Source organism: Erythrobacter sp. S259, from assembly GCF_057364965.1.
In genome coordinates, this window is sequence record NZ_CP200286.1 from 887,154 (window position 1) to 909,555 (window position 22,402).

Genomic DNA, 22,402 nt, shown 5'->3' on the forward strand with positions numbered 1-22,402 from the left:
TGGGCTTTGCGAGTAGGCTTGGGCGCATGAACGCATGGATATTCTTAGGCCTCGCTATAGTCTTTGAAGTGAGCGGCACGTTGATGCTCAAGCTCTCATCGGGCTTTGAGAGATGGCAATGGGGCATGGCCTCGCTTGCCGCCTATTCGGTGAGCTTTTGGATGCTCGCGCCCGCTGTAAAGGTCATCCCGGTAGGGGTTGCCTATGCGATTTGGTCGGGCTGCGGGATTGTTGCGATCAGCGTGATTGGCATCTTTGCTTTCGAAGAACGTTTAAGCGCGCTGCAATTTGGGTTTATCGGGATGATTTTGATCGGTGCGGTGGGGCTGAATTTGAGTGTGCAACACGGTTAAACACGTTCGAGCGGGATATGCGGTCCGTTGGGTGGTTCGAACGTGATGCGGTCTCCTGCGCGCACCAATCCGCTGGCAGTTGCGGTGCACATGATGCCCGCCTTGCGCACGATGCCTTGGGGCGTTTTCACAGCCAGCTGTTTAAGCAGGCCAGGCGCGAACTTATCGATCTGAGCGCAAGGATTGCGAAGGCCCGTCACGCGCAGCATCGCTTCATCCCCGACACGCAAAATAGTGTCTCGCCCCAAAGCAAGAAGATCGAGGCCAGATGTGGTGATATTCTCACCAAGGTCTCCGGGGCGCACCGTAAATCCTTTTTGCGCCACCTCGTCAAACAGCTCGCTATGGATCAGATGGACCTGTCGTAAATTGGGCTGGGTGGGGTCGGCGCGCACTCGGCTGAGGTGCTGTACGCGGTCGCCAGCATGAGCATCGCCTTCGACGCCCTGTCCGGCAACAATGCGAATTGACGGCGCGGGTTGCTTTGAGAAAGCATGCTCAGCGCTCATTTGCACATCGGAGACGGCGCCCTGTGCCCTCACCAGGGCCATTCCCGCTCGCGATACCATTTGGTGATCACATATTTTACGCCTTTCCTCACCTTCATCCCGTGATGAAGCGTATTGGGGTTTAGCTCACCATCGGGGCGTTTGTTGTTCCAGCATAGCAGCTTGCCAATTTCGGGCTGAAAGGTCTTACCCACCACCTTGAACCGCGTCGCGCCGCCGGCTTCGACATTGTTGAGGTAGATCATAAAGGTCCATGTGCGCTGGCCTGCCTCGCTGCAAAACTTCTCAAAATCGGCTGTGCCGGGTGTGAAATAATCGGTGTGCGGCTTGAATTCCTGTCCGACATCATATCGCTGGCCTTGGACGGGTTCACCAAGGGCCGGGTTTATCCCGTTTAAATCGTGCAGCAGCAAATCGAGCTTTTGGACCACCGGGTCTGAGCGAGCCAGGTCGCAGGTTTCACTCGTGCGAAAATATGCATCGCCATTGGCATCGGCAATTGTGCTTGGCCTGCGGTCTTTGTCGATCATCGCGACCAATTGCTCGCAGTGCCCAGGCGTTAGGAAATTCTTCGCTTGAAAAAGCTCAATCCTCGAGTGCGGGACACGCTGAAGGCCATCGCGGCGGGCAAGATGGTCGAGTACAGAATCGGTGAGCGGATTCATGATACTGGCATTGTTAAGTGCTTGGCCCGTCTAGGCAAGATCACCGGTGTGCGAAACTTTATTGCGCGAATGCGTTTGCATGGCAGTTTTCGCTTCCCTTACCGCGCGCATTGTGCAACACGCTCGCGCCCGCCTTAAGCGGTCTTGACCTTGGCAATTCTTCGAGCAATGGCGCTCTAAATAGCGCGGCTTGGCGAAGGACCTTGTGTTCACCGATAAGGAGCGGGGTATGTGGCGATCGTAGCTCAGTTGGTTAGAGCGCCGGTTTGTGGTACCGGAGGTCGGGGGTTCGAGACCCCTCGATCGCCCCATTTTTCCCTCTTTAGACTGACCACGATGGTCTATGCTTTTAGACGCGCGCAGACGATGCGCCGACCGCGCTGGGGGCTTTGATATATGACTGCTTTTTGGACCGAAGCCGATTTTGACGACCACGAGTTCGTGCATGTTGTGCGTGAGCCAAACTCGGGCCTGACAGCCATTATCGCGGTGCATTCGGCCCACCTTGGACCGGGCGCTGGCGGTACGCGGTTTTGGCATTATCCCAATCCCAAAGATGGGCTTCGCGATGCTCTGCGTTTATCGCGCGGGATGAGCTATAAAAACGCCATGGCGGGCCTTCCGATGGGAGGCGGCAAAGCTGTGATCCTCGCCGACGAGGCGCGCACCAAGACACCCGAAATGCTCGCTGCTTTTGCCGATGCGGTGAACGATCTGGCGGGCCGTTATGTAACTGCTGCCGATGTTGGCATCAGCGAGGCGGATATGGCAGCGGTTTCGCAAAGGACCGAATTCGTCTCCGGGCTGCCCGTGTCAGGCGGGGATAGCGCTGGCGGTGATCCGGGCCCCTACACCGCTTACGGCATCTATCTCGGTATCAAAGCGGCGGTGAAGCACCGGCTCAAAACCGACAGCATGAAAGACGTGCATGTGGCCGTTCAGGGCACGGGAAGCGTGGGCGGAGGTGTCGCAAGGCTGCTTGCGAAGGACGGCGCGAGGCTGACCTTGGCCGATATCCACGAGGACGGTGTCAAAGCCCTTGCGGAGGAATTGGGGGCACAGGTTGTGGCTCCCGGTGCAATTCTCACGACCAAATGCGACGTTCTCAGTCCCAATGCGCTCGGCGCGATCTTGGATGATGAGAGCATAGCGAAGCTCGACACGCAGATCGTTGCGGGCGGCGCCAACAATCAGCTCGCTCGCGCGCATCACGGACAGGATTTGTTTGAGCAGGGCGCGCTCTATGCGCCTGACTATGTGATCAACGCTGGCGGGATCATCTCGGTCGCGACGGAATATCTGGCTCGCCGGGAAGGGCGTCATGCCTCACGCGATGAGGTGAATGCGCTAATCGAAAAGATCCCAGCGCGCCTTGAGCAGATTTGGCAGGCAAGCGAGACGGGCGCGGTTTCGCCTAATGTCGTTGCGGATTCCATGGCTCAGGAACTGATTGGCCGAGCATAGATAAATATCCCTAGGCCGCCGCTATTCACTGTTGCATGCTTTGCGCTCTTGCAGGGGCCGCTGAGGGCTTTATGACGGGCGCTACGAGGTATTGATCCGTTGCATATTTACGCGAACCCGAAACGATTTTTATCACTCGCCAGTTGGCTCACACCTCTTCTTTTTTGGAGCGGGCTTGCGCTTAGCGTGGGCCCGGTATTGTGGGGCTTGTTCATCGTCTCGCCTGACCGGTTGATGGGCGAAACGGTTCGCATCTTGTTTATTCATGTTCCCGCTGCATGGCTTGGCATGGGAGGCTGGACGGGAATTGCGGTTTCGTCTGCGGCTTTGCTTATTTGGAAACACCCGTTGGCGGGAATATCAGCGCGTGCAATCGCGGTGCCGGGTATGGTTTTTTGCGCCATTTGCCTCGCGACTGGCTCGATTTGGGGTCGGCCCACTTGGGGTACATGGTGGGAATGGGACGGACGGCTGACGAGCATGCTTGTGCTGCTGTTCCTTTATGGCGGTTATATCGCTCTTTCACAGGCGACCGCACGCGAAGGTGGTTCACCCAAAATTCCGGCAATTCTTGGCATTGTGGGGGCGATCATCGTACCGATTATCAATCGCTCGGTGGTCTGGTGGAATTCGCTGCACCAACCCCCCAGCCTCACTGCGGGGAAGAGTTCGATTGATGCCGAATATCTCTGGCCATTGCTTACCGCCACCGTTGGCTTTTCGCTTTTGTTTGGGGCGATCGTCCTGATGCGCATGCGCGCGCTCATCGCAGAACAACAGGTCGAGGCACGGCTTCGCAGGCGGGCGCTTGATGATGATATGACCTCCGAGGATGTGGCCCCAGAAGATGTGACGGGCGTCACAACAAGCGGAATGGAGACAGCGTAATGCGTGAGGCATTGGACCATTGGCCCTTTGTGATTGGCGCATATGTTATCGGCACGCTTGCGCTTGGGGCGCTTATTGCCTGGAGCTATGCGACCATGCGCAAAGCTGAAAAACGCCGCGAGGAGATGAAGCGCAAATGAAGGCTAAACATCAACGCATGACGCTTGTGATACTTGCGCTGCTTGCGGTGGTGGCCGCCGGGCTGATCGCGGCGTGGGCGCTGCGCAGTCAGGCGAACTATTTCTATTTGCCCGAACAAATGGTGCAAGAACCCCCGCAAGTTGGCCAAGCAGTCCGGCTTGGCGGGATGGTAGCGCCCGGTTCTATCCAGACACTTGAAGATGGGATTACGGTCAATTTCACCGTTACTGGCAACACAGCGGACACCGTTCCTGTCGCCTATAGCGGCATTTTGCCGGACCTGTTTGTCGAAGGGTCCGGCGTCGTTGCTGAAGGTTCGTTGCAGTCCGATGGGACGTTCCTGGCGACCAATCTTTTGGCAAAGCACGACGAAAACTACGTGCCGCGCGAACTTGAGGGGCTGGAAGGTCACCAAAAGTCTGACGACTACGCCGAAACCGTGGCGGGATTGAAATAGACCGATATGATCGCTGAACTTGGACATGCAGCCCTCTGGCTCGCAACAGCGCTTGCCATTTTGCAGATGGCAGCCGGAGCGCTTGGCCTTCGTCAAGGCAATGACAGCATAGCGGCCCTTGCAAGGCCGGCCGCCGTGGTGCAGGCATTTCTTGCAACGCTTTCGTTCTTCTTACTGCTCTATGCGTTCGCGATTACCGATCTGTCGATCAAACTGGTCGCGACCAATTCGCATTCGGTGAAACCGTTTGTGTATAAGCTCACCGGAACCTGGGCCAATCATGAAGGCTCGATGCTGCTCTGGGTGATGATCCTGGCGATCTCAGGCGGGCTGTTGGCAGGGCTAGAACGGCGTCTGCCTGAAAAGACGATGTCGGCGAGTTTGAGCGTTCAGGGTTTCGTCGCGCTTGGGTTTTACAGCTTTCTGCTGCTTTCCTCCAACCCGTTCGAACGTCTTCCCGTACCGGTGCCGGAGGGGGCAGGTCTGAACCCGCTCCTTCAGGATTTCGGCCTCGTGATCCACCCGCCCACGCTATATCTTGGCTATGTCGGCATGTCGGTCGCGTTTAGCCTTGCGATGGGTGCACTCATCACCAAACAGGTCAATCCTGATTTTGCCAAAGTCATGCGGCCATGGGTTTTGGGGGCATGGGTGTTCCTGACCCTTGGAATTATCGCCGGATCGTGGTGGGCGTATTACGAGCTTGGCTGGGGCGGCTGGTGGTTCTGGGACCCAGTGGAAAACGCCTCGCTTATGCCTTGGCTTGCTGCGACTGCTCTTTTGCATTCGGTCAGCGTCCTTGCAGCCCGCGATGCCTTGCGTACGTGGACGATTATGCTGGGCGTGCTTGCATTCTCCATGTCGATGCTAGGCACATTTCTTGTGCGTTCAGGCGTTCTGACCAGCGTTCATGCCTTTGCGGTTGATCCTGAGCGCGGAAGCTTCATTCTGGCGCTTCTTGGCATCTATATCGGTGGAAGCCTGCTTATCTTTGCTCTTCGGGCGAACAGTATTTCGGAAGGCAAACGCTTCACCGCGACAAGCCGCGAAGGCGCGCTCGTTTTCAACAATGTGATGCTTTCAGCCATCCTTGCGATTGTCCTTTTGGGCACGCTCTATCCGCTTCTTACTGAAGCGTTCGATGTACGGGTCAGCGTGGGGCCTCCCTATTTCAATCCGGCGAGCGCGATCTTTGCCATCCCGATGTTTGTGGTGATGGCAATAGGACCGATCCTGCGCTGGAAAGAGGACAAGCCTGCGCGTATCCAATTTGAAATGTCGCTCCTTGCTGCGATCCTTATCGCTGCGATTGCCTTAATTGCGTTTTTCGGCGACTATTCGGTGCTTTCAGTCCTTGGTTTGGCGTTCGCCATCGCTTTGGCTGTGGCGGCATTCCTGCCTTTGCGCGGCCGTAAGCTGTCCCGCGTGCCAGCGGCGACATGGGGCATGGTCATGGCGCATTTCGGCGTCGCGGTGTCACTGTTTGGCATGGCAAGCGAGACGGCATTCACATCTGAAAAACTCGCAGCCGTGTCCGTAGGCGGGCAAGATGAGGTTGCTGGTTGGACCTTTGAACTGCAAAGCGTTGACCCTGTAGCAGGGCCAAATTGGACCGCTGTAGAGGCCCGCATTCTTGTTTCAGATGGCAATGGAGACGGGGTTCTCCTCACTCCGCAAGCCCGCAGTTTCTGGGCTCCCACACAGGCGACCAGTGAAAGCGCGCAACTCACAAAATGGAACGGCCAACTTTATGCAGTGATCGGGGATCAGGCCGGCGTCGATGAGGACGGCAATCCCCGCTGGCAGTTGCGCGTTTGGTGGAAGCCGTTTGTCACATTCATCTGGTACGGCGGGTTGTTGATGGCATTTGGCGGCATCCTTTCGATAATTGGACGCCTCAAAGTCGATCTTAAGCGGCGCACCGCAGTAAAGCGCGGCCAGGAACGACGCGATGACGTTAAAGCGCTGGGTGATGATATTGCGCCGGAGCCTGCTGAATAATGCGCCTGCTATATCTCATCCCGCTGGGGCTGTTCCTGTTCTTTGCAGGGGTGGCTGGCTACATGCTGACCCAGCCCAAGCAGAATACGATCCCCTCGCAAATGGTTGAGCAGGAATTGCCTGAGTTCAGTCTCGCGCCTGCGCTAGACGGTATGCCGGGGGCCTCGCGTGCTGATTTTATCGGGGGCAAACCCAAGCTTCTTAACATTTGGGCGAGCTGGTGCGTTCCGTGCATCGCCGAAGCCCCGCATTTGGAGCGTCTCAAGCAAGAGGGGGTCGAGATCATCGGCATTGCCGTGCGCGACCGGCCAGAGGCGGTTGCTGGTTTCCTTTCTCGCTATGGCAATCCGTACACGCGCATCGGAGCTGACGATATTTCTGAGCTTATGCTCAAGATTGGCGCCTCGGGTGTTCCAGAGACCTATGTGATTGATGGTAAAGGTAATATCCGTTACCAGCATATAGGGGACGTTCGCGAGAACCATGTTGAATTGCTCCTTGAAAAATTGGAGGAAGCGGCATGATGCGGCTTATCATTGCACTCATCGCTCTTTTGGCCGCGCCGCTTGCAGCGCAATCGGGCATGCCGCCTGCACCATACGCCTACACCCAGCTTGAAGACCCGGCGCTAGAGGCAGAGGCCACTGCGCTCATGCAAACGCTCAGATGTCTCAAATGTCAGTCGCAGAGCATTGCCGACAGCGATGCGCCCATGGCGGGCGATATGCGCCATCAGGTCCGCTCGCGTCTGCTTGCTGGCGAAAGTCCTGATCAAGTGCGGGACTGGCTGACGGCGCGTTACGGCGACTATGTGAGCTATGAGCCGACTGTGAGCAGCACGACTTGGCCGCTGTTTGTCATTCCTTTGCTACTTCTTGGTGTGGTTGGTTTGATATTGCTTCGCAGACTGGGCAAACCCGGCTCTGACGGGGATACTGCGGCGTGATTGGGACTTGGTTTGCTATTCTCGCCCTTACGCTGGCGAGCTTTGCTTTTGCAGCATTTCTGCTGCGGATGCCGCGTCAGGGTTTTGCGGTGTTTGGCGCGAGCCTTTTGCTGGGTCTTGTCGGCTACAGCTGGATGGGTTCGCCAGGCCAGTCGGCAAGTCCTAAACAGCCTCAGCCAAAGATAGAGCAGCAAACCGGCGAGGCAATGGTCGATGCCCGGCGAGCGCTTTTCGATCCCGCACAGGTGAAACCGGATTATTTGACCTTGTCAGACGCATTTGCCCGGCGCGGCAAGTTTGATGATGCAGCAGGCCTTCTGCGCAAAGGTCTTCGAGAGAACCCCGATCACCTCGAAGGGTGGCTCGCGCTGGCTATGTCTCTGACAGGACATGCCGACGGATTTGTTACGCCAGCTGCCAACTATGCATTTGGAAAGGCCCGGGAAATTGATCCCACCAATCCGGGGCCTGACTTCTTTTGGGGACATCCCTATTGCAGTCAGGTCAGATTTTGGCAGCGCGCGATATCTGGGGCCGGCTGCTGGAGAACTCGCCCGATGATGCGCCTTGGAAGACGGAAATCGAGGCCCGCGTTGCTCGTCTCGATGAGATGATCGCCAATGCGCCCATGTTGCAATAAAGACTTAGGCCGAGCCGGATGTTGCAGGCTCATTAGCTGGGTGGTAGAGGGCGCGACCTTGAGCGGGCTCGGCATGTTCTGAGTCTGGCAGATGGGCCGGTAGACGGGATAGTCGCACACGATGAGTGAGACCTCAGCACAGCAACCCGGCCATTCGGGCGGTCAGGGCCATGCATCGGGCCATAAGGGCTCGAAGGCCGCCCTTGCTGTGGGCGCGATTGGTATCGTCTTTGGCGATATTGGCACCAGCCCGCTTTACGCTTTCCGTGAGACCTTCGCTGGCACCGCTAATGTCGCGATTGACCGTATGCATGTGCTCGGCGTGGTCAGCCTTATTTTCTGGTCGATGCTGCTTGTGGTGGCGATCCAGTATGTGACGATCCTCATGCGCGCTGATAACAAGGGGCAGGGCGGTTCGCTCGCTTTGGTGGCTCTGTTGTCGCGGCATATGGGCAAGTCCTCCTATGGCTGGCTTGTGGTTCTCCTCGGCGTATTTGCGACCTCGCTATTCTATGGCGATTCCATGATTACGCCTGCGATCTCGGTTCTTTCAGCGGTAGAAGGCCTCACCGTGGTCGACGCAGGGTTACAGCAATATGTGATCCCGATTGCGCTTGGCCTCCTAGTGTTTCTCTTCATGCTTCAAGCGAGGGGAACAGCGAAGGTCGGGGCGCTGTTCGCCCCTGTTATGATCGTCTGGTTCGCCGTTCTGGCTGGGCTTGGCGGATGGCAAATCATCCAAAACCCGGACATCTTGTGGGCGCTCAATCCCTATTACGCGGTCCTGTTTTTCGTAACAGATGGGTTTGTCGCTTTCTTGGCACTAGGCGCGGTTGTGCTGGCGGTTACAGGGTCTGAGGCACTCTATTCCGACATGGGGCATTTTGGCCGGGGGCCCATGCGATTGTCGTGGTTTGGCTTTGTTATGCCGTGTCTGCTTCTAAATTATTTTGGCCAAGGAGCCATGATTGCAGGGCTTCCCGCTGAAGAGGCCGCCGTGGTGGTCCAGAACCCGTTCTTCTTGTTGGCGAGCGAGGAATGGCGTTTGCCGCTTGTTTTCCTCGCCACTGTCGCGACATTTATCGCCAGCCAAGCCGTGATCTCAGGCGCGTTTTCAATTACCCACCAAGCGGTGCAGATGGGCTTCATGCCGCGCCTCTCGATCCTCCACACGTCTGAGACCGAGGGCGGCCAGATTTACATTCCGATCGTGAATTGGGCGCTGATGGTGGCGGTGATCCTGCTGGTGCTGACCTTCCAAAGCTCATCGAACCTTGCGTCTGCATACGGCATTGCTGTGACAGGGGCGGTGACCATCGACACGCTTTTGATGGCGCTGTTGCTGGTCAGCGTGTGGAAGTGGAAGTGGTGGTACGCAGCGCCCGTTGTGCTGCTCTTCCTCATCGTTGACGGAGCCTATTTTGCCGCCAACCTGACCAAAGTGCCGGATGGCGGCTGGTTCCCTCTGGCCGTCGGCTTCATCGCCTTTACGCTTCTCACCACCTGGTCGCGGGGCCGAAAACTGATGCGCGCCCGGATGAGCGAGGGCTCACTCCCAATGGAGATATTCGCCAAGTCTGCGAAGAACTCCGCGCTGCGTGTCCCGGGAACCGCGATCTTTATGGCGAGCAGCCAGGCCGGTGTCCCCTCAGCGCTGCTCCACAATATCAAGCACAATAAGATCCTGCACGAACGCGTCGTGATCCTTACCGTAGACATCCAGGATGTGCCCTACGTCGATCCGGAAACGCGGTGCGAATACACCGATATGGGCGATGGGTTTTACCGCGCCGTGCTGCGCTATGGGTTTATGGAAGAGACCAATGTGCCTGAGGGCCTGAAAGGTATGGGCATTTATTGCGGTGGGCATTTCGATATGATGCACACCAGCTTTTTCTTGTCCCGGCAGACTTTGCTGGCTTCTGATAAGCCGGGAATGCCAATCTGGCGCGAGAAGATTTTCGCGTGGATGCTAAGGAACTCAGCGAGCGCGATGGACTTCTTCAAACTGCCCACAAACCGCGTGGTGGAATTGGGAAGCCAGATCGAGATTTAGAGCCCAGAGGCTCGCAAATGGGAGCCAAAAGTGCCCACTAAAGTCGATTTCAAACGCATGGTTCGCGATCATGCCAAGCTTGAGGGCGAGGCAGCGGTCAGCATTGGAACCACCACCTTCACCGGCGACGGCGACCGGCTCTTTTTAAACTTCAAGGATGTGGGGCTGCTCTTTTCTCACGAGGATGCGCAAGACTTTCTCAAAGCGGCCATGGCGGCGTATTTGCGGCTTGGATATGGCGGCGATTCTGGCAGTTCTGGGTAAGCTTGTGTTGGAACCTAAGGGACACCGGTGTCCCTTAGGTTCCAACACGAAATGGGATAAGCTCCTGAAAAATAGCGCCTTGAAGGCAAATGCTATGGGACACTTTGGCGCGGAGAGTGCGAAGATGGCGATTCACTTGTGAAAGAGCAGGCGGCAATATCGCGGCTCTTTTCCAAGTAGGAAAGCGCCGCAAACCGAGGCTCGCTTATTCGCCTGCGGCGCTGTCTCTTTTATCGCCTTTCTCATCCTCATTCTGCCCCACATCGAGCCCGTGTTTGAGCAGCATCGGCAATTGCGTGAAGGTGAAAAGGAAAGTGAGCGGCAAGAACACCCAGAGTTTCGCCCAGAGCCAGCCTTCGAAGTCCATATAGCTGCGAAGGCCTTCATTGAGGGCTGCGAGCATCAAGAAGAACACGCCCCAATTGCGCGAGAGTTTAAGCCAGCCTTCTTCCGAAAGCCCTTCAAACGCTGCTTCGAGCAGGATTTTGAGGAGTGCGCGGCCAGTAAAAAACCCGGCGAGCAATGCCACTCCGAAGAAGGAGTAGATGATCGTGGGTTTAAGTTGCACGAACACCGGGTCGCCAAAGAAGATGGTGAGCGCGCCAAAACTTACGATCAAAGCCGTGGAGAGCCACAGCATCGGGCTGACTTTGCCGAGCTTGAATTTGGAAAACAGCAGGGCAGCGACAGCCGCGACCATGAAGGCGCCCGTTCCGTAAATGATGGCGAGGAGTTCGCCAGCGGCATTGGGCTCAGCCGGCGCGTTGAAACGGTAAACGCCGAGGAACACGAGCAGCGGGCCGTAATCGACCGCGACATTGAGCCAGCCTGAGCCTTTGGGTTTGGCCTGCTCCGAGGATTCTTGGTCAGCCATCAGGCCACTCCTGCAATCACGCGCGCAACCAGATCGGGGTCGAACGGGCGCAGGTCTTCCATTTTCTCACCCACACCGATCGCATGGATGGGCAGGCCGTATTGCTCAGCTGCGGCGACCAAAACCCCGCCGCGCGCGGTGCCGTCGAGCTTGGTCATGATGAGGCCGGTGACCCCTGCGACCTCTTTGAACACGTCGATCTGAGACAGCGCGTTCTGACCATTGGTTGCATCCAGCACGAGGACCACGTCATGCGGTGCCTCCTCATTAAGCTTGCCCAGAACCCGCCTGATTTTGGAGAGCTCTTCCATAAGCTCTTTCTTGTTTTGCAGCCGTCCGGCGGTGTCCACCACCAGCGCGTCGATCCCGGTGTCGGTTGCCTGTTTCACTGCATCGAACACTATGGAGGCCGGGTCTCCGCCCTCTGGTCCGCGTACAATGTCGACGCCTGCGCGCTCTGCCCAAGTGGCAAGCTGACCGATAGCGGCGGCGCGGAAGGTGTCGCCAGCAGCCAAAAGCACACCGTAATCGTCTTCAGTGAAGAGGTGGGCGAGCTTTGCGATGGTGGTGGTTTTGCCCGATCCATTGACCCCGATCACAAGGATCACTTGCGGGCGCGGGAATGCGGTAATTTCTAGCGGCTTTGCCACAGGACGAAGGATCTCTGCGATTTCCTCGGCGACGCTCTCTTTCAGTTCGGCTTGCGTGATCTCAAGGCCAAAGCTTTTGTCCGACAGCTTCTGGCGAATGCGCGCAGCCGCTGCTGGGCCGAGGTCAGAGACGATCAGAGCATCTTCGACATCATCCAGCGTCGCATCATCAAGCCGGGTCGCAACGCCTGTAAGGTTGCTGCTGATGCGCTCAGAAGTTTTGCGAAAGCCGCTAAAGAGCCGCTCGCTCCAACTTTGCGTCATATGAGCATGCCTCCTTCAAGGCTTTGTGGGGTAAGGGCGATGATGGTGCCCGGTGTTGCATCGGCTGGGCAGGAGACCCGCGCGTAATTGGGAGCATAGCCTGTGCCATCGCGTTCGACGAGGACGGATAGCGTTTCGCCCACAAGCGTGTCCAGCCAGGCGGCGCGGCGCTGTTTAACCGCCTCGCGCAATGCGGCAGCGCGCGCTTTCACGGCGGCGCGGTCCAATTGCGGCATTCGGGCGGCGGGCGTGCCGGGGCGGGGCGAATAGGGGAAGATATGGCCGTGGACGATATCGAGCTCTTTGATGATCGAAAGGTTCGCCGCATGGTGCTCATCGGTCTCGGTCGGGAAGCCTGCGATGAGGTCTGCGCCAATGGCGAGGTCCGGGCGGCGTTCCTTAAGGCGCCGCACCAAATCCACCGCATCACCGCGAAGGTGACGGCGTTTCATGCGTTTGAGGATCAGATCATGACCATGCTGCATTGAAAGGTGGAGGTGCGGCATGAGGCGCTCTTCTGTGGCGAAGAGTTCGAACAGTTGGTCGTCGATTTCGATGCCATCAAGGGAAGACATGCGTAGGCGTTTGAGTTTCGGGAAGCGGGTAAGCACCGCTTCCACCAGAGCGCCCAGAGGCGGGGTATCTGCTAGGTCATGTCCCCAACTGGTCACATCGACGCCGGTGAGCACGACTTCTTTTGCGCCCAGCTCCACATGATGACCGACTTCGCGCACAACCTCAGCAATGGTCATCGAGCGGCTTTTGCCGCGCCCTTGCGGGATGACGCAGAAGGTGCAGGCGTGGTCGCAGCCGTTCTGCACGGCGATAAAGGCGCGCGTGCGCGTTGGCGGAGGAGGGGCTTCGGGCCGCATTGGATCGTGGGGCACATTCCAGCTACGTGGATCAAGCTTGCGCTCGTTGGCGATAAGGCCGTCGACCTCAGGCATATCGGCAATCTGGTCGCGCTCAATATCGGCGGCGCACCCTGTCACCATAAGGCGCGCATCGGGGCGCTCGCGGCGGGCCTTGCGGATGGCTTGGCGGGTTTGGCGCACGGCTTCGGAAGTGACGGCGCACGAGTTGATCACCACCACATCGCCGCTATCTGCCAGCATCGCTTTCATGCGCTCGCTTTCAGCGATGTTGAGGCGGCAGCCCAATGATATGACTTGCGCGCCTGTGTTGGGGGAGGGGCTCATGCGAAATCGTCCCACTCGAACTCACCGCGAAAGCTTTCTGCCGCAGGGCCGGTCATGCGGATGGTGGAACCCTCACTCCACTCAATCACCAGATCGCCGCCGGGAAGGGTCACAGTGACCTTATCGCCCACCAGCTTGCAGCGGATCGCAGCAACGGCTGCTGCGCACGCGCCTGTTCCGCAAGCTCGGGTAAGCCCAGCGCCGCGTTCCCATACGTGGAGCTTCAAATGATCAGGCCCCATAACGCTCGCCACATTGACATTTATGCGCTCGGGAAACACCGGGTCATGCTCAATCTCAGGGCCGAGCGCTGCAAGGTCCACAGCATCCGCATCAGCGACAAAAAAGATCACATGCGGATTGCCAACATTGACCGCAGACGGGTGCTGCAATTCGCCCCAGCCGACGGGCATCACCAGCGTGTCCATCGGATAGTCCAGCGGTATCTGATCCCAGCCGAACCGGGGCAGTCCCATATCCACCATTGCGCCGCCCTCTGAAGGCTCCAACGCTAAGACACCGCCAGCGGTCTCAATCGCCGCGTTCTCGCCATGCAATAAAGCCACCGCGCGCGTCGCATTGCCGCACGATTCAACTTCGCCGCCATCATGGTTGAATATCCGCATGCGAAAGGCGTGAGATTCACTTGGCTCAAGAACGATCAGCTGATCACAGCCAACCCCGGTGTGACGGTCAGAAATAGCCCGTGCCGCAGCCTCAGTTACCGCGCCGGGCAGGGCTGTTTCTCGCGCGTCAAGCACGACAAAGTCATTGCCCAGGCCATGCATTTTTATGAAAGGGACGCGCATCTTGGGAGGGCATGTATTCACGCTTGCCTCATGCGTCCAGCCCTAGCGTTTTGTTCGCGCTAGGCGTGCTTTGAAAATGCCCGTTCAATATCGTCTTGTGTGAGAGGCCGGTTTTGGCCAATGTCGCCGTTGGCGGTGCCGCTAAGCTTGCCGCATTTGGCGAGCCGTTCGCGAACTTCCTGGCCGCTCTCAGGACGGCCATAGAGATAGCCTTGACCCTTTAACTTGCCCATCTGTTTGAGCGATTTGAGGATCTCTTCATCCTCGATGCCCTCGACTGTCATCGGCAGATCCAACCCGCGACCAAGCGAGACGATCGCATCAACGATCGGAGACCTGGATTGCGGAGACGATAGCTCGCCAACGAATGAGCGATCAATCTTGAGGCGGTCAAACGGCAATGTGCGAAGCTGCTCAAGGGATGAGTAACCAGTGCCAAAGTCGTCAAGGCTTACTTGAACGCCTTGATTGCGAAGCGACATGATCATTCCGCGGACCATATCTATATTGTCGTGCAAACAGCTTTCAGTGATTTCCACCTCAAGCCGCTTTGCTGGGAAATTGTGCTTCACCAGCATTTTCAAAAGCTTTTGTGCAAACCACGGATCGCGCAATTGCACAGGAGAGATGTTGATCGAAAGCGTTAAGCTATCAGCCCACTCTTTCGCGTCGGTCAATGCACGTTCGATCAACTGATCGGAAAGCTCCGTGATGATACCGATCTCTTCTGCCACCGGAATAAAGACTTCGGGGCTAACCTCCCCCGCCGTGGGCGAAATCCAGCGCGCGAGCATTTCAAAGCCCATCAATTCGCCGGTTTCCACGTCCACTTGTTGTTCGTAATATGGCACGAATTCAGCCTTGCCGAGGCCTGCGCGAATTCCAAACTCCAGCTCATTGCGAACGCGCAGTTCGGTTTCCATGCTGGGCTCAAACCAGAAGTACCGGTTCTTCCCTTCTTTCTTAGCTTGGTACATCGCGATGTCTGCACGCTGCATCAAAGCATCGGATGAATGAAGATGTGGGTCAAAGCCGGACTGATCGTGATCGCTCGCAAGACCGATGGACAAGGTTGCATCAATGGACATTTGATCAAGCTGGAAAGGCGTTGCCATCGCTTCGTGAAGCCGAATAACAAGATCATCAACCCGCTCCGGCTGAACGGGGGGTATGCTACGACAAACGCAAATTCATCTCCTCCAATGCGGGCAAGACCTACCTCGGGGGGAGCGCTTTGCTCAGTCGGCGTGCAAGTTCCACCAAGGCTGCATCGCCCGCAGAATGCCCCTTCATATCGTTGATTTGTTTGAAATTATCGAGGTCAATAAGACAAAAGGCTACCGCCTGACCTTGCGCATTCGCATCCTCTCGCAGCTTTTGCATGACGGTCGCCATACTGCGGCGGTTGAGGCACCCGGTAAGGGGGTCAGTTTCCGCCAGTTCGCGCGCGAGGTTCTCTGCATCTCGGCGATCACTAATCTCGATCTTCAACTCGCGGTAACGGCGCCAGCCGAAAATCACGAGGGCGACATTTAGGAGTAGCGCATTGACCAAAAGAGCGTCCGGACCTGCGCCAACACCTCGCAAGGAATTGATTGCAGCTGGCAGCACAGCTCCGCCGGTTCCAACGAACAAAATGATCGCGGCGAAGGCAATTCCAAGCGCTACGAGATCACGATCCGCAGTGCCTTTCAGTTTTTTGGTTTTCTCGCGTTTCACCATAATTGATGCGCCGTACCCGAGCCCTATCCATTGAATCCCAACGGATAAGTATCAGGATTGACCTAAAGATTGAGTTAACTCCCGATCTGCTCTTCTTCCTCTACTGGAAGTGTTCGCCTGCTTGAATTAAACCTGCGTTCTCTCTCAGCCTTAAGTTTCGACAAAAAACACGATTTCAGGAGACCAATTATGCGCGGATACTGGCTCATAAAATCGGAGCCGTTCAAATATGGCTGGGATGATTTGGTGGCGGAAAAAGAGGGTGTTTGGGACGGTGTGCGCAATCATTCCGCCAAACTTAATTTAAAAGCCATGGAGGTGGGAGATCAATGCTTCTTCTATCACTCGCGCGAGGGGCTGGAGATTGTTGGCATTGCCGAGGTGAGCGTTTCGGACATTCTCGATCCCACCGACCCGGCCGGCAAATGGGCAGCGGTGAAGGTTAAACCTCTGCGCAAGTTCGATACGCCAGTGACGCTGAAACAGATTAAGGCTGAGCCTGGGCTTGCAACGTGCGAATTGGTGCGTTTTTCGCGGCTGTCAGTCGCTAAGATCAAGCCTGAAGAGTGGGCGATGATCTGCGCAATGGCGGAGGGTTAGCGCGCGTTCATCAGGCCTTCGATCTGAGCCCGCTTACGGTCGCGCCGCTGGCAGCAAGCTGCTCCACGTCGATCTCCATGTGGATGATGCGCAGCCCTTCGAGGGTCTTTGCCTCATTAAGCGCGGCTTTGAATTCCTCCGTGGTGGCCACCGTAGAGCTCCACCCGCCGAAACTCGCGCCCAGCATAGCAAAGTCGGGATTGGAAAGCTGCGTGCCAGAGACACGGGAGGGATACTCGCGCTCTTGGTGCATTCGAATGGTGCCATAAGCGCCATTATCGACCACGCACACCAGAAGGTTCACGCCGTATTGGGCGGCGGTCGCAAGTTCTTGACCATTCATCAGAAAATCGCCGTCTCCTGCCACCGCTACGACTGTGCGCTCGGGGTATCGCAGGGCCGCTGCGACAGAGGCAGGTACGCCGTATCCCATCGCGCCAGCGGTCGGGGCAAGCTGGCTTGGATAGCCGGCATAGCGCCAGTACCGATGCCACCACCCGGCGAAATTGCCAGCGCCGTTGCAGATGATGCTATCGCCCGGAAGCGCTTCTCGCATCGCTGCGACGCAGGCCGCCATATCAAGAGCAGGAGGCTTGGAAGCGGGCGAGAACGTCGCCCACTCGCGCCATTCCCGGTTTGCCTCGGGCCCCGCATCGAAGGGGATAATCGAGGCGTCTTCCCACAGGCTCGCGCTTTCCGCGAATTCGTCAACCGAGCATGCGAGCGCCAAATCAGTGCGATAGACACGGCCAAGCTCATCAGGATCAGGGTGAACGTGGATCAAGGTTTGATCGGGATGCTCGGGATCTAGAACCTCATACCCATCAGTAGTCGCCTCGCCCAGTCTCGCGCCCACAGCCAGAACAAGATCCGCGTTCTTGACCCGCTCGATCAGCTTGGGGTTTGGACCATAGCCGAGGTTGCCAGCGTAGACGTTTGAGGAGGGGTCAATCGCATCCTGCCTGCGGAATGCGGTTGCGACAGGAAGGCCGATACGCTCTGCAAATTGTTGAAAGCCAAGGCGCGCTTTGGTGTTCCAACCTGCGCCGCCGATAATGGCAATCGGGCTTGCGGCATCTGCAAGCATTGCGAACAACGCCTGCATCGCGTCAGGGCAAACCGCCTGGGGTGGACGAACGACCGCAGGGCGGGGCTCGAGAATATCTGGCACGGCGTCGCACAGCATGTCTTCGGGCAGCGCAAGCACGACAGGGCCCGGCCTTCCGCTAAGCGCGACCGAATAGGCTCTGGCGATATATTCCGGCACACGGGCAGGGTCATCAATGCGTGCGGCCCATTTGGCGATAGGGCTGAAGAAGGCCTCAAAATTGATCTCTTGAAAGCCCTCCCGGTCTCTCATGGGGCGCGCGACATCACCGACAAACAGGATCATTGGCTGCGAGTCTTGCATCGCCACATGAACACCGATGGAGGCGTTGGTCGCGCCGGGCCCCCTGGTGACGAAAGCCACACCGGGGCGCAGCGCCTCTCCCGCAGCGCTCATCGCGCCGTCCGCGCAGGCCATGAACGCAGCGCCGCCCTCTTGCCGGCAAATTACCGTCTCAATCGAAGTCTGGCCATGCAACGCATCGAGCACTGCAAGAAAGCTCTCGCCCGGCACGGTGAATATCCGGTCCGTGCCCTGTGCCTCAAGGCATTTGACTAAGAGCTGCGCTGCGGTTTGTGTGTGTGTCGCCACCGTGTCACCTTGTCCCATTCGAGTGTGCGATTAGCCGCGAGGAGGACGAAGCGCAAATGGTCTTGCGTGTTTTGACGATCAGATGGGGACGGAGTTCTGGCTCTGTCAAACATGTGGAAATTAACCAAGCGCGCGGCGCAGTGTCCCGCTTCAGGGCAGAGGAAATTCGGCCCTCGCGAAAATGTTAAGAAAGTCTTAACGCTGCTGCCCATGACAGTCGCAAGCATCACCGCCGAGGGGTTCCTGAACGCAGCGCCCGCTCCTGAGATCGAAGAACGGCGTCTGAACGGGCGAAAGCGCCGCGCGCTTGTGCTGACCGATGAAGGCGCGCGCCACCGCTTCCGCGCAAGCCTGCCGAGCCATGTGACTGCCACAGAAGAGCGGCTAGAGCCGGCACAGGCTTTTTGGCAATTGACGCGCGATGATGTTCGCGGTTTTGCCAGCGTGTATTTCGCAACTTTCGCCGCGGTGCTGGTCTTTATATTCTAAGGATCAGGCTTAGGGCAGGGACGCTTCACCGGCTTCTTTTTCGGCCTTATGAAGCATCCAGCCCAGCCAGGCCGAAACCACTGTCATTGCAGCGGCGACCAGCAATTGATCAACCACCGGAAGGCCGATGCTGGTCAAGAGAATGGCGAAAGCAGAACCCAGCACCATGCTGACGCAATTGACGATGTTGTTGACCGCAATCGTCCGGCTCGCTGCGTCCTTTGCGCAGCGCGTGGTAAGGAAAGCATAGAGCGGCACCACGAACATGCCGCCTGCTGTCGAGACGCCAAGGAGCATCGCCGACAGGGGCACTGCAAGCGGCTCAAGGATCCACTCTTCGATAGGCAAAAGCATACCGGCGGCATTGGGTGTCCATGCTTTTGCAACGATGTAAAAACCGATCAGAAACGCACCCATGAACACCACCGAAATCGGTGAATAGCGGGCTGAGACAACGCCCTTCAAAAGCGCGTTAATGCTGACCGAGCCGATCGCGATGCCAAGTGAGAAGATCACCAGAAAGAGGCTTGCGACTTCGGGTGTTGCGAGCAGCTGGTTCTTAGCCAATGGGGGGAACTGGATGAACAACACTGCGCCCATGGTCCAGAAAAAGCTGATCGCGACAATCGCGAGCCATATCTGGCGGTTTTGTTTGACCTCATTAATCAAGCGCCAGCTCATCACCGCTTGATCAGCGACTGCAACAAAGGGGTAACCCAGCCAGCGTTTGACTACATTTTTTGTCTTAGCCGCAAAGGGCTCAAGCAGCGGGAAATGCATCTCGTAATCGCTCATCGGCGGCGCATCGGGGACAAATCTGGCCGAGAAATAACCAAGGAATGCAGTAATGATGATCACGACCATCGCCGTCTCGATATAGACAAAGCCCGCCAAAATCGTGCCGCCAAGAATGGCTATATAGGTGCCTGCTTCGACAAGGCCCGTTCCTGAGAGAACCTCATCTTCCTTGAGCTGCTGAGGAAGGATGGCATATTTTATCGGACCCAGAAATGCCGACTGCGTTGAGGCCAAAAACAGAACCACAAGCAGAAGCGGTATAGCAACAGTGTGGACTGCGATACCTTGCCAGACGAGGTAGAGGCCAAACACGCCAACACTCGTCCAGCCAATCTCGCACAATTTCACGATGCGAATTATCGCAGCCTTGTCCCGCGTGTCCGCGAGCTGACCCGCGAGCGCTGAAAACAGCACAAAAGGAAGCACGAAAATGAGCGAGCCCACCCCGCTGAACAAGGCTTCATGCGTTTCAGAGGAATAGACCGAATAGACCACGAATAAGGTCATCGCGGTTTTGTAGAGATTATCATTAAACGCGTTAAAGAACTGAGTGACCATCAACGGCAAAAAGCGCTTCTGGCGCATAAGATGCGTCGATGTTGTCATGCGTTACGTAGCGTCCCGGCGTACCATTAAGGGATCACATGTAGTGCAATCGGCTAGGGGCACAAGCCTAGCCTTGATAGAATGTTCCGATCGTTGCCCGATGAAATCTAAGGTATTTTGTAAAGCATAAATGGTCGCTAAGGAGCGTTTAAGACTATGCTCACTTTGCCCAACCTTCTTACTCTGTCGCGGATTTTTGCCGTGCCCTTGCTCGGCTTCTTTCTCTGGTGGCCCGATTGGCAAGTCGGTTATCTCATTGGTTTTGCCCTCTATTGTCTAATCGCGATCACGGACTTTTTCGACGGATATTTGGCGCGCGCACAAGGAACGGTCTCCAAGCTCGGCATCTTTCTTGATCCGATCGCGGATAAGATCATGGTGGCTGCGGTCATCTTGATTCTTACCGCCCAAGGGTATTTGCGCGGACCATATGTGGGCGACCTGCATGTGATCGCAGGGGGTATCATCCTGGTGCGCGAGATCACAGTTTCGGGACTTCGCGAATTTCTGGGCGGTATTCAGGTGTCTGTTCCTGTGACCAAGCTTGCCAAATGGAAAACCACGTTTCAACTCATCGCTCTGGGCGCTCTGATCCTCGGAGGCGCTGTGCATGGTCAGCCGTGCCAATCGCTCGAAGCGCCTGATTGTCAAAGCTTTGCGGAAAGCTGGGTTCATGTCGTTGGGCTCGGCAGTCTGTGGCTCGCCGCCGCGCTCACCTGCATCACAGGCTGGGACTATTTGCGGGTTGGCCTTAAGCATATGGATTGAGGAAGCACGCCTGTGCCAAGGTCAATAAAGAGCACAAGCGCGGGCATCTGGAACCGCCCCAAATTATCTTTTGAAGATCATTGCCAGCACGCCCTAGCGGCGGCGGATGCGTGCCACATTGGCGGCGGGCGCAGCGGTTTTGACCTGTTTCGCTGGCATGTGCGGTTTTTGCGCTGCCGCTGATCGCTTCGCGTTCGTCAGCATAATGGGTGCATCACCGAGCCTTTGAATATCGCTAAGGGCGCTTTCATGCTTCAAGTGCGCGTCTTTGAGCTTCTCACCATATTCATGCACCTGTCCGCGCGCCGCATTCAGCTCTCGCTTCAACTTTTGCGTTTCTTTCGCCGAGGCGAGTGTCTGATCTTTGAGCGCCGCGATCTCATCGGTGAGGTCATCATTTCTACCGCGTTCTTCGCCGAGCAGCGTTTTGGTCAAACGGTGGCTCGCACGTTCTTGATCCAGGCCATCGTTCAAGGAGAACACCCGGGCATCACTTGAAACCTTAAGATCGGAGTGTTTTTTGCCAAGCGTCCGCAATTCATCGCGTGAGGCATCCGCCTCCGTTTCCAAATCGGCCAAACGATCCCGGGCCGTCTCTAGCTCCGCAATATTCTCAAGCAGGGTGCGCTCTTTTCGAAGCAAAGCATCTGTCACTTCATCATACTGCGTCTGGAGCTTGGCATTTTCCAGGCGCAGTTCGGTCTCTGCCTGTTTCAAATTGCTCTGCGTGCGGACGCGCTCAGTCAGATTGGTCTTGAGGCAAGCGACTTCGACTTCCGCTTTGTCCCTTGCATCGCGCTCAATTTCGAGATCTCGCTGCGCTTCTTCGAGAGAGTGTATCGCCGTGCGCAGCTGGTCCTGTGACCGGGCCATCTCCATCGCATTGGCGCTCGCCTCGCGCTGGCTTTCGCCGTATTCTTGGCGGAGACGCGCAAGTTCACCTTTCGTCTGGGCAAGTTCGCGCTCAGCGATCTGTGCCTTGGACGCTTCATCATGGGCCGAGCGCACCGCGTCGCTGAGTTGTTCGCGCAAAAGTGCATTTTCGCGCTTTAGATCGCTTGCCTGTCCAGCGCTCACTTCAAGATCGGCCATGTCTTCCATCATCTGATCTGCATCACGGCGGGCATGCTCGATCTGGCGCATCAGAACATCGAGGCTATCGCGCAATTTCTCTGACCGATTGGACCGCATGACGGTGTCAGCAACATCATGTTCGGCAAGCGTGTCAGCCCCTTGCGGGCTGCTGTCTGCTGCCTGTTTCCTGATGCTAAGGAGAGAGCGGAATTGGAAAGCGTTGGCCATTGTATCCTCGCGGGGGGTGTGACTCAGTTTCAAGCTTGAGGCGCTCACACACAGACCAGGGCGAACGCTTCGCTCAAAAAGCGGGTTAGCCGAACACTACCAAACACAATTTGGCCTGAGACCTGGGGTGAGCCCTCAGGAACTAGGCTTAGGAGAGGCACTGGTTCGCTTTGAGCTGAGGACACTTTTATACCGGGGTTTGACGGAGACGGCGGTGCTTGCAAAGGATGCTGCACGC

Annotated in this window: 25 protein-coding genes and 1 tRNA gene; 15 read left to right on the forward strand and 11 right to left on the reverse strand. The window is 57.0% G+C overall.

Annotated elements, in window-relative coordinates:
• The first annotated feature begins 26 nt into the window (after positions 1-26).
• The gene (locus AC0V60_RS04185) at positions 27-353 is read left to right on the forward strand and encodes a DMT family transporter (protein WP_486177271.1); all 327 of its coding nucleotides are present in this window, start codon (positions 27-29) and stop codon (positions 351-353) included.
• Here AC0V60_RS04185 and AC0V60_RS04190 read toward each other — a convergent pair.
• Together AC0V60_RS04190 and AC0V60_RS04195 are read right to left on the reverse strand one after the other, a co-directional pair.
• Positions 350-904 (reverse strand): MOSC domain-containing protein, encoded by a 555-nt coding sequence (locus AC0V60_RS04190; RefSeq protein WP_486177272.1) that lies wholly within the window; start codon positions 902-904, stop codon positions 350-352. The two genes, AC0V60_RS04185 and AC0V60_RS04190, sit on opposite strands and share 4 nt — an antisense overlap.
• A complete protein-coding gene (locus AC0V60_RS04195; protein WP_486177273.1) occupies positions 892-1,527 on the reverse strand; it encodes a prolyl hydroxylase family protein in 636 nt (211 codons plus the stop codon). Before AC0V60_RS04195 ends, AC0V60_RS04190 begins: the two co-directional genes overlap by 13 nt.
• A 234-nt stretch (positions 1,528-1,761) precedes the next feature.
• On the opposite strand from AC0V60_RS04195, the gene AC0V60_RS04200 reads away from it, so the two are divergent.
• The 11 genes from AC0V60_RS04200 (at position 1,762) to AC0V60_RS04250 (ending at position 10,384) form a co-directional block, all read left to right on the forward strand.
• Positions 1,762-1,838: transfer RNA gene (locus tag AC0V60_RS04200), tRNA-His, on the forward strand.
• 85 nt (positions 1,839-1,923) lie between these two features.
• Complete coding sequence (locus tag AC0V60_RS04205; protein WP_486177274.1) at positions 1,924-2,991, forward strand: Glu/Leu/Phe/Val family dehydrogenase; 1,068 nt, start codon at positions 1,924-1,926, stop codon at positions 2,989-2,991.
• Positions 2,992-3,090: 99 nt separating this feature from the next.
• Positions 3,091-3,879, forward strand: a complete 789-nt coding sequence (gene ccmC / locus AC0V60_RS04210) for a heme ABC transporter permease CcmC (RefSeq protein ID WP_486177275.1) — start codon at positions 3,091-3,093, stop codon at positions 3,877-3,879.
• Positions 3,879-4,019: a heme exporter protein CcmD gene (gene ccmD, locus AC0V60_RS04215; protein ID WP_486177276.1), complete on the forward strand. Its 141-nt coding sequence runs from the start codon at positions 3,879-3,881 to the stop codon at positions 4,017-4,019. Before ccmC ends, ccmD begins: the two co-directional genes overlap by 1 nt.
• Positions 4,016-4,477, forward strand: coding sequence for a cytochrome c maturation protein CcmE (gene ccmE, locus AC0V60_RS04220; RefSeq protein ID WP_486177277.1), 462 nt, complete (start codon positions 4,016-4,018; stop codon positions 4,475-4,477). Before ccmD ends, ccmE begins: the two co-directional genes overlap by 4 nt.
• A gap of 6 nt (positions 4,478-4,483) precedes the next feature.
• Complete coding sequence (locus AC0V60_RS04225; RefSeq protein WP_486177278.1) at positions 4,484-6,478, forward strand: heme lyase CcmF/NrfE family subunit; 1,995 nt, start codon at positions 4,484-4,486, stop codon at positions 6,476-6,478.
• Positions 6,478-7,002 (forward strand): DsbE family thiol:disulfide interchange protein, encoded by a 525-nt coding sequence (locus tag AC0V60_RS04230; protein WP_486177279.1) that lies wholly within the window; start codon positions 6,478-6,480, stop codon positions 7,000-7,002. The genes AC0V60_RS04225 and AC0V60_RS04230 overlap by 1 nt, the downstream gene beginning before the upstream one ends.
• Positions 7,002-7,424 (forward strand): cytochrome c-type biogenesis protein, encoded by a 423-nt coding sequence (locus AC0V60_RS04235; protein ID WP_486179435.1) that lies wholly within the window; start codon positions 7,002-7,004, stop codon positions 7,422-7,424. Before AC0V60_RS04230 ends, AC0V60_RS04235 begins: the two co-directional genes overlap by 1 nt.
• Positions 7,421-8,038 carry a tetratricopeptide repeat protein gene (locus tag AC0V60_RS04240; RefSeq protein ID WP_486177280.1) on the forward strand — a complete coding sequence of 206 codons (618 nt, stop codon included), beginning with the start codon at positions 7,421-7,423 and terminating at the stop codon, positions 8,036-8,038. Before AC0V60_RS04235 ends, AC0V60_RS04240 begins: the two co-directional genes overlap by 4 nt.
• A gap of 147 nt (positions 8,039-8,185) precedes the next feature.
• The gene (locus AC0V60_RS04245) at positions 8,186-10,120 is read left to right on the forward strand and encodes a potassium transporter Kup (RefSeq protein ID WP_486177281.1); all 1,935 of its coding nucleotides are present in this window, start codon (positions 8,186-8,188) and stop codon (positions 10,118-10,120) included.
• Positions 10,121-10,150: 30 nt separating this feature from the next.
• A complete protein-coding gene (locus AC0V60_RS04250) occupies positions 10,151-10,384 on the forward strand; it encodes a hypothetical protein (RefSeq protein ID WP_486177282.1) in 234 nt (77 codons plus the stop codon).
• A 205-nt stretch (positions 10,385-10,589) separates the two neighbouring features.
• Here AC0V60_RS04250 and AC0V60_RS04255 read toward each other — a convergent pair whose 3' ends face one another.
• The 6 genes from AC0V60_RS04255 to AC0V60_RS04280 form a co-directional block, all read right to left on the reverse strand.
• Positions 10,590-11,258, reverse strand: coding sequence for an inner membrane-spanning protein YciB (locus AC0V60_RS04255; RefSeq protein WP_486177283.1), 669 nt, complete (start codon positions 11,256-11,258; stop codon positions 10,590-10,592).
• On the reverse strand, positions 11,258-12,172 hold the full coding sequence (gene ftsY, locus AC0V60_RS04260; protein ID WP_486177284.1) for a signal recognition particle-docking protein FtsY: 915 nt from the start codon (positions 12,170-12,172) through the stop codon (positions 11,258-11,260). Before ftsY ends, AC0V60_RS04255 begins: the two co-directional genes overlap by 1 nt.
• Positions 12,169-13,371 carry a tRNA (N(6)-L-threonylcarbamoyladenosine(37)-C(2))-methylthiotransferase MtaB gene (mtaB, locus tag AC0V60_RS04265; RefSeq protein WP_486177285.1) on the reverse strand — a complete coding sequence of 401 codons (1,203 nt, stop codon included), beginning with the start codon at positions 13,369-13,371 and terminating at the stop codon, positions 12,169-12,171. Before mtaB ends, ftsY begins: the two co-directional genes overlap by 4 nt.
• Entirely contained in the window at positions 13,368-14,180 is an 813-nt protein-coding gene (gene dapF / locus AC0V60_RS04270) for a diaminopimelate epimerase (RefSeq protein ID WP_486179436.1), read from the reverse strand. Before dapF ends, mtaB begins: the two co-directional genes overlap by 4 nt.
• A gap of 59 nt (positions 14,181-14,239) precedes the next feature.
• Positions 14,240-15,295, reverse strand: coding sequence for a putative bifunctional diguanylate cyclase/phosphodiesterase (locus AC0V60_RS04275; protein WP_486177286.1), 1,056 nt, complete (start codon positions 15,293-15,295; stop codon positions 14,240-14,242).
• Positions 15,296-15,395: 100 nt separating this feature from the next.
• Positions 15,396-15,902: a GGDEF domain-containing protein gene (locus AC0V60_RS04280; protein ID WP_486177287.1), complete on the reverse strand. Its 507-nt coding sequence runs from the start codon at positions 15,900-15,902 to the stop codon at positions 15,396-15,398.
• Between the two features lie 189 nt (positions 15,903-16,091).
• Here AC0V60_RS04280 and AC0V60_RS04285 point away from each other — a divergent pair, with 189 nt between their 5' ends.
• Positions 16,092-16,502 (forward strand): EVE domain-containing protein, encoded by a 411-nt coding sequence (locus tag AC0V60_RS04285; RefSeq protein WP_486177288.1) that lies wholly within the window; start codon positions 16,092-16,094, stop codon positions 16,500-16,502.
• Between the two features lie 10 nt (positions 16,503-16,512).
• Here the strand turns inward: AC0V60_RS04285 and AC0V60_RS04290 are convergent, their stop codons facing one another.
• Positions 16,513-18,201 (reverse strand): thiamine pyrophosphate-binding protein, encoded by a 1,689-nt coding sequence (locus AC0V60_RS04290; protein ID WP_486177289.1) that lies wholly within the window; start codon positions 18,199-18,201, stop codon positions 16,513-16,515.
• Between the two features lie 210 nt (positions 18,202-18,411).
• Between AC0V60_RS04290 and AC0V60_RS04295 the strand changes: the two genes are divergently transcribed.
• Positions 18,412-18,690: a hypothetical protein gene (locus tag AC0V60_RS04295; protein ID WP_486177290.1), complete on the forward strand. Its 279-nt coding sequence runs from the start codon at positions 18,412-18,414 to the stop codon at positions 18,688-18,690.
• 9 nt (positions 18,691-18,699) lie between these two features.
• Here the strand turns inward: AC0V60_RS04295 and AC0V60_RS04300 are convergent, their stop codons facing one another.
• On the reverse strand, positions 18,700-20,094 hold the full coding sequence (locus tag AC0V60_RS04300; RefSeq protein ID WP_486177291.1) for an MFS transporter: 1,395 nt from the start codon (positions 20,092-20,094) through the stop codon (positions 18,700-18,702).
• 156 nt (positions 20,095-20,250) lie between these two features.
• On the opposite strand from AC0V60_RS04300, the gene pgsA reads away from it, so the two are divergent.
• Positions 20,251-20,862: a CDP-diacylglycerol--glycerol-3-phosphate 3-phosphatidyltransferase gene (gene pgsA / locus AC0V60_RS04305; RefSeq protein ID WP_486177292.1), complete on the forward strand. Its 612-nt coding sequence runs from the start codon at positions 20,251-20,253 to the stop codon at positions 20,860-20,862.
• Positions 20,863-20,955: 93 nt separating this feature from the next.
• Here the strand turns inward: pgsA and AC0V60_RS04310 are convergent, their stop codons facing one another.
• Positions 20,956-22,164: a hypothetical protein gene (locus AC0V60_RS04310; protein ID WP_486177293.1), complete on the reverse strand. Its 1,209-nt coding sequence runs from the start codon at positions 22,162-22,164 to the stop codon at positions 20,956-20,958.
• Positions 22,165-22,402 lie beyond the last annotated feature (238 nt).

What these genes read in the sequence shown, in the direction of transcription:
- AC0V60_RS04185 (WP_486177271.1), top strand. Translation starts at nt 27, where the DNA reads ATGAACGCATGGATATTCTTAGGCCTCGCTATAGTCTTTGAAGTGAGC.
- ccmE (WP_486177277.1), top strand. Translation starts at nt 4,016, where the DNA reads ATGAAGGCTAAACATCAACGCATGACGCTTGTGATACTTGCGCTGCTT.
- AC0V60_RS04195 (WP_486177273.1), bottom strand. Translation starts at nt 1,527, where the DNA reads ATGAATCCGCTCACCGATTCTGTACTCGACCATCTTGCCCGCCGCGAT.
- AC0V60_RS04295 (WP_486177290.1), top strand. Translation starts at nt 18,412, where the DNA reads ATGACAGTCGCAAGCATCACCGCCGAGGGGTTCCTGAACGCAGCGCCC.
- AC0V60_RS04310 (WP_486177293.1), bottom strand. Translation starts at nt 22,164, where the DNA reads ATGGCCAACGCTTTCCAATTCCGCTCTCTCCTTAGCATCAGGAAACAG.
- AC0V60_RS04300 (WP_486177291.1), bottom strand. Translation starts at nt 20,094, where the DNA reads ATGACAACATCGACGCATCTTATGCGCCAGAAGCGCTTTTTGCCGTTG.
- AC0V60_RS04255 (WP_486177283.1), bottom strand. Translation starts at nt 11,258, where the DNA reads ATGGCTGACCAAGAATCCTCGGAGCAGGCCAAACCCAAAGGCTCAGGC.
- AC0V60_RS04245 (WP_486177281.1), top strand. Translation starts at nt 8,186, where the DNA reads ATGAGTGAGACCTCAGCACAGCAACCCGGCCATTCGGGCGGTCAGGGC.
- AC0V60_RS04275 (WP_486177286.1), bottom strand. Translation starts at nt 15,295, where the DNA reads ATGGCAACGCCTTTCCAGCTTGATCAAATGTCCATTGATGCAACCTTG.
- ftsY (WP_486177284.1), bottom strand. Translation starts at nt 12,172, where the DNA reads ATGACGCAAAGTTGGAGCGAGCGGCTCTTTAGCGGCTTTCGCAAAACT.
- AC0V60_RS04235 (WP_486179435.1), top strand. Translation starts at nt 7,002, where the DNA reads ATGCGGCTTATCATTGCACTCATCGCTCTTTTGGCCGCGCCGCTTGCA.
- ccmD (WP_486177276.1), top strand. Translation starts at nt 3,879, where the DNA reads ATGCGTGAGGCATTGGACCATTGGCCCTTTGTGATTGGCGCATATGTT.
- AC0V60_RS04280 (WP_486177287.1), bottom strand. Translation starts at nt 15,902, where the DNA reads ATGGTGAAACGCGAGAAAACCAAAAAACTGAAAGGCACTGCGGATCGT.
- AC0V60_RS04190 (WP_486177272.1), bottom strand. Translation starts at nt 904, where the DNA reads ATGGCCCTGGTGAGGGCACAGGGCGCCGTCTCCGATGTGCAAATGAGC.
- AC0V60_RS04285 (WP_486177288.1), top strand. Translation starts at nt 16,092, where the DNA reads ATGCGCGGATACTGGCTCATAAAATCGGAGCCGTTCAAATATGGCTGG.
- mtaB (WP_486177285.1), bottom strand. Translation starts at nt 13,371, where the DNA reads ATGAGCCCCTCCCCCAACACAGGCGCGCAAGTCATATCATTGGGCTGC.
- AC0V60_RS04230 (WP_486177279.1), top strand. Translation starts at nt 6,478, where the DNA reads ATGCGCCTGCTATATCTCATCCCGCTGGGGCTGTTCCTGTTCTTTGCA.
- AC0V60_RS04225 (WP_486177278.1), top strand. Translation starts at nt 4,484, where the DNA reads ATGATCGCTGAACTTGGACATGCAGCCCTCTGGCTCGCAACAGCGCTT.
- dapF (WP_486179436.1), bottom strand. Translation starts at nt 14,180, where the DNA reads ATGCGCGTCCCTTTCATAAAAATGCATGGCCTGGGCAATGACTTTGTC.
- AC0V60_RS04205 (WP_486177274.1), top strand. Translation starts at nt 1,924, where the DNA reads ATGACTGCTTTTTGGACCGAAGCCGATTTTGACGACCACGAGTTCGTG.
- pgsA (WP_486177292.1), top strand. Translation starts at nt 20,251, where the DNA reads ATGCTCACTTTGCCCAACCTTCTTACTCTGTCGCGGATTTTTGCCGTG.